We start from the raw sequence: 12,573 nt of genomic DNA, 5'->3' as shown, positions 1-12,573 counted from the left end.
CCGCTCCTTCTCGCGCGCCCGCCCGCACCCACTGCGCAGGCGGGGGCGCGGGCGAGGGGCGTCCGGGGTGTTACAGGGCGAGGCCGGTGAGGACCAGGACGCGCTCGTAGGTGTAGTCGTCCATGGCGTAGCGGACGCCCTCGCGGCCGACGCCGGACTGCTTGGCGCCGCCGTACGGCATCTGGTCGGCGCGGTAGGAGGGGACGTCGCCGATGATCACGCCGCCGACCTCCAGGGCCCGGTGGGCGCGGAAGGCGGTCTGGAGGTCGTGGGTGAAGACGCCTGCCTGGAGGCCGTACTTGGAGGAGTTGACGGCGGCGAACGCCTCGGCCTCGCCGTCGGCCTTCTGGATCGACATGACCGGGCCGAAGACCTCTTCGCAGGAGAGCGTGACGTCGTCGGGGAGGGAGGCGAGGACGGTCGGGGCGTAGGTGGCGCCGTCGCGCTTGCCGCCGGTGAGCAGTTCGGCGCCGCCCTGGACGGCCTCGTCGACCCAGGATTCGACGCGCTTGGCCGCGTCCTCGCTGACCAGGGGGCCGACATCGGTGGCGGCGTCGGCCGGGTCACCGGTGACGAGGGCCTCGACGGCGGCGACGATCTTCGGGACGAGGCGGTCGTAGACCGAGGCGTCGGCGATGACGCGCTGCACGGAGATGCAGGACTGGCCGCCCTGGTAGTTGGAGAAGGTGGCGATCCGGGTCGCTGCCCAGTCCAGGTCCGCCTCCGAGGAGTAGTCGCCGAGGACGACCGCCGCGCCGTTGCCGCCGAGCTCCAGGGTGCAGTGCTTGCGGGGCACCGACTCCATGATCGCGTAGCCGACCGGGCCCGAGCCGGTGAAGGAGATGACCGGCAGCCGCTCGTCCTGGACGAGGGCGGGCATCTTGTCGTTCGGGACCGTCAGGACGGACCAGGAGCCGGCCGGGAGGTCGGTCTCGGCCAGCAGCTCGCCGAGGATGAGCGAGGAGATCGGCGTCGCCGGGGCCGGCTTGAGGATGATCGGGGCGCCGACGGCGATGGCCGGGGCGACCTTGTGGGCGCTGAGGTTCAGCGGGAAGTTGAAGGGCGCGATGCCGAGGACGGCCCCGCGCGGGAAGCGCCGGGTCAGCCCGAGGCGGCCGGTGCCGCCGAGGTCGGTGTCGAGCCGCTGAGCCTCGCCGCCGTTGAAGCGGCGGGCCTCCTCGGCGGCGAACCGGAACACGGACACGGCCCGGCCGACCTCGCCGCGGGCCCACTTGATCGGCTTGCCGTTCTCCGCCGAGATCAGCTGGGCGATCTCCTCGGTGCGCTCCATGAGCCGCCGTACGACGTGGTCGAGGGCCGCGGCCCGAACGTGCGCCGGAGTGGCGGCGAACGCGTCGCGTACGGCGTGGGCGGCGGCGACGGCCTCCTCGACCTGGGCGTCGGTCGGCACGCTGACGGTCCCGACGAGGCGTCCGTCGTACGGGTTGGTGACGTCGAAGCTGTCGGCACCGGTGGCCCGGCGGCCGGCCACCCAGAAGGCGTGGGGCGAAGTCATGGAGGTTCCGGCCCTTCGGAGGTCGTGAGGAGGTGGGGGTGTGTCTCGTCGTGGGCGCCCGGAAGGCTCCCCTCTGTGGTCCCACGGTAGGGCGGACAGGCGCTCGGGGCGTTTGTCCGGCGTGGAGCGGAGCGGGGGCCGGGTGCGCCGATTTGGCGGAAGGAGTGGGGGTGGGGCGCGGATCGCCCGCCCGACGGGCGGTGCTCAGCCTCCGGGGGCCTCGGCGGGTGCGGTCGCCGCCGTGGCCTTGAGGGCGAGCCACAGCTCCATGCGGACGTCCGGGTCGTCCAGCGAGCGGCCGAGGATCTCCTCCACCCGGCGCATCCGGTAGCGCAGGGTGTGCCGGTGCACGCCCAGGTCGGCGGCGGCGGCGTCCCACTGGCCGTGGCGGGAGAGCCAGGCGCGCAGGGAGGCCACGAGGTCGCCGCGGCCCTTGGCGTCGTGCTCGTGCAGGGCGCGGAGCATGCCGTCGGCGAAGGCCCGTACGGCGTCGTCGGCGAGCAGCGGGAGGACCGAACCGGCGGCCAGCTCCTCGTGCTCGACGAGGGCCCTGCCCCGGCGGCGGGCGACGGAGAGGGCCTGTTCGGCCTGCTTGTACGCGGCGGAGACGGCGATCGGGCCGGCGGGGGCCGAGAGCCCCACCACGACGTCGCCGTCCTCGGCACCGCCCTCGCGCGGGGCGCGGTCGTCCTGGGCCTCGGCGTAGGCGGCGCAGGCGGCGCAGGCGGCTCCGCCGTCGGCGGCGAGCACGACGACGCGTTCGCCCTCGGGGACCAGGAGGAGCGCCTCGCCGGTACGGGCGGCGGCGGCCTCCATGGCCTCGGTGAGCGGTTCGGGTGCGGCGGGCGCGGCGGCCTCGGCGATGATCAGCCGGAACGGGGCGTCGAGCAGGTCGCCGTAGAGGTCTCCGGCGACGGCCCGGGCGTGGTCGGGCTGGCCGGCGAGGAGCATCCGCAGGACGGCGGCGCCGAGGCGTTGCTCGGCGCCCTGGAGGGAGCGGGAGCGGGCGGTGGTGAGGGTGAGGAGGGCGACGGCGGAGTGTACGGCGTACCGCTCGGCGGTCCCGAGCGCCGCGCCCGTTCCGACGGCCAGCGCGCCGCGCGCCCGGCGGCCGGTACCCAGCGACTGGAGCTCCACCCGGTCCTCGCTGTCGGCGACGACGATGCTGGCGGGGGCGGGCCGGTCCCGGAGGCGTTCGACGTCGGGGGTGAGGGCGGCGGCGCGGCGGGCGGCCCAGTCGGGTGCGGCGGCGAGGACCACGCCGGAGGTGTCGTACAGGGCGGCCCAGCCGTCGATGTGGGCGGCGAGCCGGGCGAGGAGGTCGGCGGGCCCGTCCCCGGCGAGCGCGGCCTTCGTCAGCTCGCGCTGGGCCTCGAAGCCGGCGGTGACCGCGCGGTACTGGTCGGCGGCGATGGCGGCGGAGACGGCCTTGCTGATGGCGAGGAACGGGGTGCGGCGGGGGACTTCGAGGAGCGGCAGGCCGGCTTCCTCGGCGGCGTCGACGAGCGCTTGCGGGATGTCGTCGTAGTTGACCCCGACCGCGAAGCCGACCCCGGCGACTCCGGCTCCGGCCAGCCGCCGTACGTACCGGCGCATGGAGTCGGCGTTCTCGGCGTCGAGGTTGGTGGCGGTCACGAGGAGGAGTTCGCCGCCGTCCATGTACGGAACGGGGTCGGCGAGCTCGCTGGCGTGGGCCCAGCGCACGGGGGTGCCGAGCCGGTCCGCGCCCGCCCGCACGGTGAGCTTGAGCGCCGAGTGCTGGACGAGCGAGGCGAGCGTGGGGGGCATGGGCGGGGAACCTCGGGGTCGGGGATGAGGTCGCGGGCGCCGCCGCACGGACGACCGGTCCCCCGGCCGTGACGGTGGCCCCGCATTTCGCCGTCCCGTATGAACGGCTCCCTTCGATTCTGCCAGGCTGGCAGGGTGCCGGTAACCGCTCTCCGTCGACCTTCGCGTTACTTCCGGGTAGCCGGTGGGGCCGTCTCAGCCGTCGAGGTGGACGAGGAGGGGGGGTGCGTGTTCGCCCTGGACGGTGGTGAGGGAGAGCACCGCGTGACCGGCGGGCACCCCGTACGCCAGTTCCGAGGCCGACCAGCGTTCCCGCTCGACCTGACGTACGGTCACGGCGTCCGTGGTCACGGCCTTGCCGGTGACGAGCTTGCGCAGGGCGTGCAGGGCGCGGGTGAAGGGCTGGTCGGCGAAGACGGTGTGCTGGGCGACCTCGCGGGTCTCCACCCACTCCTTGCCCCAGGCCTCGGCGAAGCGTTTGCCGTCCCAGGTGGTGATGCCGGAGAAGGCCGCCGTGCAGCCGACCGCGCCGAGCAGCGGGGTGTGCAGGGCTTCGGGGACGTCGTCGACGGTACGGAGGGCGAGCACCGCACCGGCGTTGACCGAGCGCAGTCGGCGGATGCCCCGGACGGTCTCGGCGGTGACGGCGTGGGTGGCGTCGTCGAGAACGAGGCAGACGAAGAGCGAGGTATCGGTGCGGGCCGCGGTGATCGCGGTGAACTGGGCGAGGAGCAGCCGGGTCAGCAGCCGGGACGCCTCCGCGTGGCCGCGCTCCGGCAGGTCGACACGGACCCGCAGCGGGTACTGGCCGAGTGCGCGCAGCTCGAAGGGGCGGGCGTCCGGGCCGGTGGCGAAGAACCCGGCGAACGTGGGCCGGTCGAGCAGGGCCACCCGGTCGGCGAGGACGGGTGCCGGGTCGCCGGGGCCGCCTGCCTGCCGGGACCGCGCGTCCAGCTCGCGGAGCATCGCGTGGTGACCGGCGGCTTCCAGGGAGGTGCGGAGCCCGGCGAACGCGGCCGGTGTGCCGTCGAGGAGTTCCCGTAGTTCGGGCACGGAGGGGAAGTGGCCGTGGGCCGCGCGGTACGGGCCGAGCAGTTGGGCGAGGACGGTGGCGGCGCGGCGGCTGTCGAGGCTGCCGACATCGCCGACGAGCCCTTCGGCGAGGACGGCTGCCGCCTCGTCGGGGTCGGTGGTGCCGCCGTACAGGTCGATGTCGTGGGCAGAGCCGGGGTTGCCGACCCGGACGACGACGTCGAAGGCATCGTCCGGGCCGAGCGGCTCACCCGCTCCGCCGACGGCGAGGACCGCCGCCTGTCCGGCCAGCGCGCGCAGGGCGAGCGCCTCGACGGCCGGCCGGAGCAGCCGGGCGGACTTCCCGGCGCCGGGAGGCCCGACGGCGAGCAGGGAGGTGCCGAGCAGCGCGGGGTCCAGGGCGAGGCCCGTGCCCCGGCGGATGTAGGGGTTGTGCGGGTCGTCGGCGCACCGGCCGATCCTGACCTGGCCGGTGAGCACATCGTGGCGGGCGGTGCGCCGCGGGAGGTCGCGGTGGCCGGAGGGGTGCAGGGCGGCGGCCCCGCCGGTCCGCAGGACGGACTCGGCGAGGGGGCCGAGCCGGTCGGGCCGCCGGGTGGCGAGCGCCCAGGCGTGGCGCAGCCGGGCCACGTCCACGTCGTTCATGCGACCGGTGCGGACCTCGGCGGTGAGGGTGTCCGCGGCGTCGGTCCAGCCCGCTGCGCGCAGTTCGGGCCACTGGTCGGCGGAGGTCGTGGTGGCGGGCGCCGAGCTGGCGGCGGACGCGGGGGCGGGGCCGCCGCCCCAGCGGGTGGCGATCAGTTCGCGCCAGCGGCCGAGCCGGGCGAAGGGCCAGAGGACGGCGGCGGCGATCAGCCCGTAGATCACGTTGACGACGGTCTGGCTCTGGTAGATCTCGCCGCCCGCCACGGAGGCGACGAGGACCAGGACCGGGCGGACGACCGGGAGCGTCTCCTTCCAGACGAGCAGCTGGGCCAGGCCCGCCGCGGCGGCCGCCGTCAGGGCGAGGAAGGGCTGGCCGCGCTCCGCGACATGGCGGCGGAAGAGTTCGGAGAAGTTGCCGATCCGGCCGCAGCCGTAGGCCAGCAGACCGAAGAGGATCGCCTCGTACACCGTGAGGGCGTCGCTGCCCTCGATGGTGCGGGGGCCACCGGACGTGCCGGGGTTCCACCACTCCCCCGGGGTGAAGAGTTTCAGCGGGACGAGGCGGTAGGGGAGGTAGCCGTTGCGCCACAGCGACCACAGCAGCAGCGCGGAGAGCAGGGCGATGAGTGCGCCGACGAGCAGCGACCGGTCGGAGACCCGCTCGGACTCCTCGGGCGGGGGCGGGGTGTATCCGTACCGCCAGACACCCGGTTCCTGCTGGGGGCGGGGGGTGCGCAGCCAGGCGTCGACCGGGGATCCGGGGGGCGGCGGCTCGGAGGGCGGGACCGCCGGGGCGGGACCGGCCGGGCGGTGCTCCATCGACGGGACGGACGCGCCCCCCGAGCGCCGCTGCTCGGCCGGCGGGCCCGGGTGGTGGTCGGCCGGATACCGGTCGGCCTCGTTCCGGTCGCCCGGGTGACGGTCGGCCGGATGCGTGCCGGTGGCGGGGTTCGGTACCCGCGGCGGGTGCGCGGGGGGTGGCGGAACGGCCGGTCCGGGGGCCCTGTCCGCGCTCGGTCCCCGTACACCCCGCGTGCCGTCGTCGTCCATGAACCACTGCCCCCTTGACCTGCCGGTCCGTCCGCTGCCCCGGTCAATCTAGTGCGCGCACACGGCGAGTTCAGCAACGCGCCCGGATAGTGACGGCCGGACCCGCGGCGGACTCGGCCCGCACCCGCACGGCCGGCAGGCCCCCCACCTGTCCGCCAAGGACAAGGACACACCCCCCACCACTCCCGATCGGAGCATGCCCGCACCCCTCCCCCACCCCTAGCCTGCAGAAAGGAAGAGCGTCCGAAACACCCCCCAGGAGCCCCGCATGACCGCAATCCCGCAGGAGCGCCGCGTCGTCACTGCCATTCCCGGCCCGAAGTCCGTCGAGCTGCAGGCTCGTCGTACCGCGGCCGTCGCCGCGGGTGTGGGCTCCACCCTGCCGGTGTTCACCGCCCGGGCGGGCGGCGGGATCATCGAGGACGTGGACGGGAACCGGCTGATCGACTTCGGGTCCGGGATCGCCGTGACCTCCGTGGGCGCGTCCGCCGAGGCCGTCGTGCGGCGGGCTTCCGCGCAGCTCGCGGACTTCACCCACACCTGTTTCATGGTCACGCCGTACGAGGGGTACGTCGAGGTCTGCGAGCAGCTCGCCGAGCTGACGCCGGGCGACCACGCGAAGAAGTCCGCGCTGTTCAACTCGGGCGCCGAGGCCGTCGAGAACGCGGTGAAGATCGCCCGCGCCTACACCAAGCGCACCGCCGTCGTCGTCTTCGACCACGGCTACCACGGCCGCACCAACCTCACCATGGGCATGACGGCGAAGAACATGCCGTACAAGCAGGGCTTCGGCCCGTTCGCGCCCGAGGTCTACCGCGTCCCGGTCGCCTACGGCTACCGCTGGCCGACCGGGGCCGAGAACGCCGGGGCCGAGGCGTCCGCGCAGGCCATCGACGCGATCACCAAGCAGATCGGCGCCGACAACGTCGCCGCGATCATCATCGAGCCGGTGCTCGGCGAGGGCGGCTTCATCGAGCCGGCCAAGGGCTTCCTCCCGGCAATCGCGCGGTTCGCGCAGGACAACGGCATCGTGTTCGTCGCGGACGAGATCCAGTCCGGCTTCTGCCGTACCGGCCAGTGGTTCGCCTGTGAGGACGAGGGCGTCGTCCCGGACCTGATCACCACCGCCAAGGGCATCGCGGGCGGCCTGCCGCTCTCCGCCGTGACCGGCCGCGCCGAGATCATGGACGCCGCGCACGCGGGCGGCCTGGGCGGTACGTACGGCGGAAACCCGGTCGCCTGCGCGGGTGCGCTCGGCGCCATCGAGACGATGCGCGAGCTGGACCTGAACGGGAAGGCCAAGCGGATCGAGGAGGTCATGAAGGGCCGCCTCGCCGAGATGCGGGCGAAGCTCCCGAACGGCGACATCATCGGTGACATCCGCGGCCGCGGCGCGATGATCGCGATCGAGCTGGTGAAGTCCGGCACGAAGGACCCGAACCCGGAGGCGGCGGGCGCGCTCGCGAAGGCCTGCCACGCCGAGGGCCTGCTCGTCCTGACCTGCGGCACGTACGGCAACGTCCTGCGCTTCCTGCCGCCGCTGGTGATCGGCGAGGACCTGCTCAACGAGGGCCTCGACATCATCGAGCGGGCGTTCGGCACGCTCTGATCTCTCGAACCCGGGTGCGTACGGCGGCGGCCCCGCGCCGCTGCCGTACGGCGTCCGGGTGAGAGCCTGTGAAGAACGTGTGCGGGGGCGATGGCGGGAGGCGGTGTCGACTGTCGGTCGCCCTTCCACTGCCGTACGGTTTCCGCAGATGAGAGAAACACCTCGGCCCCGGGAAACCGCGGCCGACTCCGGGCCGGGGCTCCCCCAGCACCGTCCGGAGCGTGCGTTCGCGCACGCCGGGGCCGATGGCTCCGGGACTCCTCACCGATCGGACGGCCGCCCGCCCCACACCCCCCGGGGCGCGCGGCGAACCGATCCCGCCGGCCATCCCGGAACACCCCCCCTGTTCCCGGGTGGCCGGCCCCCCTCGTTTCCGGATACGTCTGGGGTCTTCTCGGTCTGCTCGCGGTCCTCTTCGCGCTGATCACCTGGCAGGTCGTCGTCGAGGGCCCGCTGTTCCGGCTCGACGAGCGGGTGGGCGGAGAACTCTTCGGGCACGGCCCGGCTCCGCTGACCCAGGTCCTGTCCGACCTCGGCGGGATGCCCGTGGCGCTTCCGGTGCTGAGCTGCGCGATCGCGTACGCCCTGGGGCGCCGTGCCCTGCGGCTCGCCGTGTACGCGGCCCTCACCATGGCGGCGGTGCCCGTGCTGGTGATCCCGCTGAAGGTGGCCACCGCCCGGCAGGGGCCGCTGACGGAGGCCGTCAACTACTACCCGTCCGGCCATACGGCGACGGCGGCCGTGGCGTACGGGGCCTCGGCCCTGGTGCTGCTGACTCTGGGGCGGCCGGCGTGGCTGCGGGAGGCCTCCTGGCCCCGGGCGTGGATGATGCCCGTCGCCGCGATCCTGCTGACCACGGCGACGGGCATCGGTCTGGTGCTGCACGGCTACCACTGGCCGCTGGACGTGCTGGCCAGTTGGTGCCTGGGGCCGTTGGTGCTGGCGCCCCTGGGGTGGGTCAGTTACCGAAGTAGGCGTCGAAGTTCCGGCTAAACTCCCAGGTGTTGAAGCGGTCCCAGTTGATCGACCAGGTCATCAGGCCGCGCAGGTCGGACCAGGTTCCGCGGGTCTGGTAGGAGCCGCAGTCGGTCTTCTTGATCAGGCAGTTGAGCGCCTTGTTGACCTCGGCCGGGGTGGTGTGGCCGTTGCCCGCGTGGGTGGAGGCCGGGAGCCCGATGGCGACCTGGTCGGGGCGCAGCCCGGGGAAGACCTTGGTGGTGTCGCCCGCCACCGGGAAGCCCGCGAGCAGCATGTCGGTCATCGCGATGTGGAAGTCCGCGCCGCCCATGGTGTGGTACTGGTTGTCCAGGCCCATGATCGGGCCCGAGTTGTAGTCCTGGACGTGCAGCAGGGTCAGGTCGTCGCGCAGCGCGTGGATGACCGGCAGGTAGGCGCCGGCGCGCGGGTCCTGGCCGCCCCAGGGGCCCGAGCCGTAGAACTGGTAGCCGAGCTGGACGAAGAAGGTCTCCGGCGCCATCGTGAGGACGAAGTCGGAGCCGTACTTCGCCTTGAGGGACTTCACCGCGGAGATCAGGTTGACGATCACGGGTGAGGTCGGGTTGCGGAAGTCGGTGTCTCCGGTGTTCAGGGAGAGCGAGTGGCCTTCGAAGTCGATGTCGAGGCCGTCGAGACCGTAGGTGTCGATGATCTTCGAGACCGAGGTGACGAAGGCGTCCCGGGCGGCGGTGGAGGCGAGCTGCACCTGTCCGTTCTGGCCGCCGATCGAGATCAGCACCTTCTTGCCCGCGGCCTGCTTGGCCTTGATCGCGGCCTTGAACTCCGCCTCGGACTCGACGTTCGGGCACTCGGCGGCCGGGCAGAGCGAGAAGCGGATGTCGCCGGAGGTGACGGAGGTGGGCTCGCCGAAGGCGAGGTTGATGACGTCCCAGGAGTCGGGCACGTCCGCCATCCGCGTGTAGCCGGAGCCGTTGGCGAAGCTGGAGTGCAGATAGCCGACGAGCGCGCGGGCGGGGAGCTTGCTGTCGCCGCCCCCGCCTCCGCCTGCCGTGGTGGTCGCCGTGACCGCCGCCGACTTCGCGGATTCCCCGGCCGCGTTGGTGGCGGTGACCTGGAAGCTGTACGCGGTCGAGGGCGTCAGGCCCGTCACGGTGGCGGAGGGTCCGGTGGCCGTGGCCACCTTCGTACCACCGCGGTAGACGTGGTATCCGCTCGCGCCGGACACGGGGTTCCAGGAGAGCGCCACGGAGGTGGACGTGAGCGCGGTGGTCCTCAGACCGCCGGGGACGGCCGGGACCACGACGGGGTCGCCGCCCGGGCCGACGAGGGTGAGGTCGTCGACGTAGTGGGCGGGTGTGCCGTACCAGCCGTGGGTGTAGACGCTCACCGAGGTGGTGGAGGGGCCGGTCCTGAAGGTGGTGGTGAGCTGCTTCCACGCGCCGGGGGACTGGGTCCAGGTGGACACGTCGGTGGTGCCGGTGCCGGAGGCGCCGAGGTAGACGTAACTGCCCTGCACCCAGGCGCTCAGGGTGTACGAGGAGTCGGGCTTGACCGTGATGGTCTGGGAGCACTTGGCGTGGTCGCTGCCGGCCGGGGTCGCCTTCAGCGCGGAGGCGCCGGTGCGCTTGGGTGCGGTGACGGCAGCGCCGCTGGAGTTCGCGCAGTTCCAGCCGTCCAGGCCCGCCTCGAAGCCGCCGTTGCGCACCAGGTCCACGTCGGCGGCGGTCGCCACCGGAGCCGAGGTGACCAGGGCTCCGACGGCGAGCAGGCCGGCCGAGCAGGCGGCCAGAAGTCTGGAGAATCTGACGATGGGTCCGGTGCGTTCCACAACAGCCTCCGCGCAGGGGGGAATTCGGGGTGTGGCGTGCGCACAACATGGTCCAGACCAATGAGGTTGTCAAGACCTCTGGCAGCCCGCTCAGCTCTCCGGGCGCCCTTCACGGGGGTCCCAGCCTTCATGGGCGCCCCGGGCTTCGCGGGCGGCGGCGCCCGCCGCCTCGTGCATGGCGAGTTCGAGGAGCGCGGCGTCGGTGAGGGTCCCCGAGCCGTCCGGCGGGATGAGCCAGCGCACTCCCCCGGTGGCGCGCCCCGGATACGGGACGACGATCCAGGTGCCCCGGCCGCAGCCCCTGACCCCGGTGCCGATCCAGCGGGAGACGGTGCCCGGCGGTACGAAGAAGCCCATGCGGGACTCCCCGAAGTCGGCGAGGACGGGGCCCGGGCGGTCGATGAGGCGGGTGAGGACGTCGAACGTCGGGTAGCCGAGCTCACCCGGGAGGATCAGCACGTCCCAGCGCCTACCGGCGGGAAGGAGAGCGATCCCGTGCGGGTTGCGCTCCCATTCCCACCGGCAGGCGCCGGGGTCCGGTGCCACCGATGTGAGCCACTCGATCGCGGCTTTCGTTTCCGGTCCCGTCATGACCAGCCTCCCGTGACGTGAACACCGGCGGGGTTCCGCCGGTGCGTACACGTGCGAGAGAGCGCTCGGCCCCGACTATGACGCGGGTCGGGGCCACCAGTTGGCAGTGAAGTGGGTCACACGGCGGGACCGGGGGTCAGCTGTCGAAGCCGAGGCCCAGCTTGTCCATGGCCCTGAGCCACAGGTTGCGGTGGCCGCCGTTGCTGTCGGCGCGGGCCAGAGACCGCTTGGTGATCTCGATCCCGGCCCAGGCGAACGGCTCCGGCGGGAAGGGCATCGGCTTGGAGCGGACCATCTCCAGCCGGGTCCGTTCGGTCTCCTCGCCGGAGAGCAGATCGAGCATCACGTCCGCCCCGAAACGGGTGGATCCGACGCCGAGTCCGGTGAATCCGGCGGCGTAGGCGACCCGCCCCTGATGGGCCGTTCCGAAGAATGCCGTGAAGCGGGAACAGGTGTCGATCGCGCCGCCCCAGGCGTGCGAGAATTTCAGCCCGGAAAGCTGCGGGAAGCAGGTGAAGAACTGCTCCGCCAATTTCAGGAACGTCTCCGGACGCTGGTCGAGATCAGCGCTGAGCCGGCCCCCGTACGGATAAATGGCGTCGTATCCGCCCCAGAGGATCCGGTTGTCCGCGGAAAGCCGGAAGTAGTGGAACTGGTTGGCGCTGTCGCCGAGTCCCTGGCGGCCCTTCCAGCCGATGGACGCGAGCTGCTCGGGGGTGAGCGGTTCGGTCATCAGGGCGTAGTCGTAGACCGGCACGGTGTAGGGCCGGACGCGCTTGACGAGCGAGGGGAAGACATTGGTCCCGAGCGCGACCCGGCGGGCGAAGACCCGGCCGTACGGGGTGCGGACCGCCATCCCCTCCCCCGAGCGGACGAGGTCGAGGCCGCGCGTGTGCTCGTAGATCCGGACGCCCAGTTCCCGGCAGGCCCGCTTCAGGCCCCAGGCGAGCTTCGCCGGGTGCAGCATCGCGACGCCGCGGCGGTCCCAGAGGCCGCCGAGGAAGGTGGGCGAGTCGACCTCGGCACGCAGGGCGTCCCGGTCCAGGAAGTCGACGCCGGTGATACCGAGCTTGACGATCTCCTCGTGCCATTCCCGCAGCTCTTCGAGCTGATGGGGCTCGGTGGCGACGTCGATCTCGCCGGTCCGCTCGAACTCGCAGTCGATGCCGTAGCGGGCGACGGCGGCCTCGATGGCGTCGAGGTTTCGCTCCCCCAACTCCTCCAGCTTCGCGATCTCGTCGGGCCAGCGCTCGACGCCGTTGGCCAGCCCGTGGGTGAGGGAGGCGGCGCAGAAGCCGCCGTTGCGGCCCGAGGCGGCCCAGCCCACCTCGTGCCCCTCGATGAGGACGACGTCCCGTTCCGGATCGCGCTCCTTGGCGATGAGCGCGGTCCACAGTCCGCTGTAGCCGCCGCCGACGACCAGGAGGTCGGTGTGCTCGTCGCCGGTGAGGGCGCCGAGCGCGTCGGGTTTGGCCGGGTCGTCGAGCCAGTAGGCGACCGGCTTGGCGCCGGAAAGGGATTGTGCAGCAGTACGCATGGCAGCTGGGGCCATGGTTT

At 73.0% G+C, this 12,573-nt stretch carries 8 protein-coding genes; 2 read left to right on the top strand and 6 right to left on the bottom strand.

Features of this window, described 5'->3' with window-relative positions:
- Positions 1-70 precede the first annotated feature (70 nt).
- From IE145_RS15990 to IE145_RS15980, 3 genes are all read right to left on the bottom strand, one after another.
- A complete protein-coding gene (locus IE145_RS15990; RefSeq protein ID WP_189525704.1) occupies positions 71-1,516 on the bottom strand; it encodes an aldehyde dehydrogenase family protein in 1,446 nt (481 codons plus the stop codon).
- A 204-nt stretch (positions 1,517-1,720) separates the two neighbouring features.
- A complete protein-coding gene (locus IE145_RS15985; protein ID WP_189525703.1) occupies positions 1,721-3,304 on the bottom strand; it encodes a PucR family transcriptional regulator in 1,584 nt (527 codons plus the stop codon).
- 195 nt (positions 3,305-3,499) lie between these two features.
- Positions 3,500-6,031, bottom strand: a complete 2,532-nt coding sequence (locus IE145_RS15980) for an ATP/GTP-binding protein (RefSeq protein ID WP_189525702.1) — start codon at positions 6,029-6,031, stop codon at positions 3,500-3,502.
- Between the two features lie 268 nt (positions 6,032-6,299).
- Between IE145_RS15980 and gabT the strand changes: the two genes are divergently transcribed.
- Both gabT and IE145_RS15970 read left to right on the top strand, forming a co-directional pair.
- Complete coding sequence (gene gabT / locus IE145_RS15975; RefSeq protein ID WP_189525701.1) at positions 6,300-7,640, top strand: 4-aminobutyrate--2-oxoglutarate transaminase; 1,341 nt, start codon at positions 6,300-6,302, stop codon at positions 7,638-7,640.
- A gap of 474 nt (positions 7,641-8,114) precedes the next feature.
- Positions 8,115-8,633, top strand: coding sequence for a phosphatase PAP2 family protein (locus IE145_RS15970; RefSeq protein ID WP_229825584.1), 519 nt, complete (start codon positions 8,115-8,117; stop codon positions 8,631-8,633).
- Here the strand turns inward: IE145_RS15970 and IE145_RS15965 are convergent.
- The 3 genes from IE145_RS15965 to IE145_RS15955 all read right to left on the bottom strand — a co-directional run bounded on the left by IE145_RS15965 (position 8,599) and on the right by IE145_RS15955 (position 12,568).
- Positions 8,599-10,425: a chitinase gene (locus IE145_RS15965; protein WP_189525700.1), complete on the bottom strand. Its 1,827-nt coding sequence runs from the start codon at positions 10,423-10,425 to the stop codon at positions 8,599-8,601. The two genes, IE145_RS15970 and IE145_RS15965, sit on opposite strands and share 35 nt — an antisense overlap.
- Before the next feature lie 90 nt (positions 10,426-10,515).
- Positions 10,516-11,016: a hypothetical protein gene (locus tag IE145_RS15960; RefSeq protein ID WP_189525699.1), complete on the bottom strand. Its 501-nt coding sequence runs from the start codon at positions 11,014-11,016 to the stop codon at positions 10,516-10,518.
- Positions 11,017-11,152: 136 nt separating this feature from the next.
- Positions 11,153-12,568, bottom strand: a complete 1,416-nt coding sequence (locus tag IE145_RS15955) for an NAD(P)/FAD-dependent oxidoreductase (protein WP_189525698.1) — start codon at positions 12,566-12,568, stop codon at positions 11,153-11,155.
- Positions 12,569-12,573: the final 5 nt, after the last annotated feature.

Source organism: Streptomyces sindenensis (genome assembly GCF_014649035.1).
Taxonomy (GTDB): domain Bacteria; phylum Actinomycetota; class Actinomycetes; order Streptomycetales; family Streptomycetaceae; genus Streptomyces; species Streptomyces sindenensis.
The sequence above is the reverse complement of the archived record's forward strand: the minus strand, read 5'-3'. Positions and strand labels throughout refer to the sequence as shown.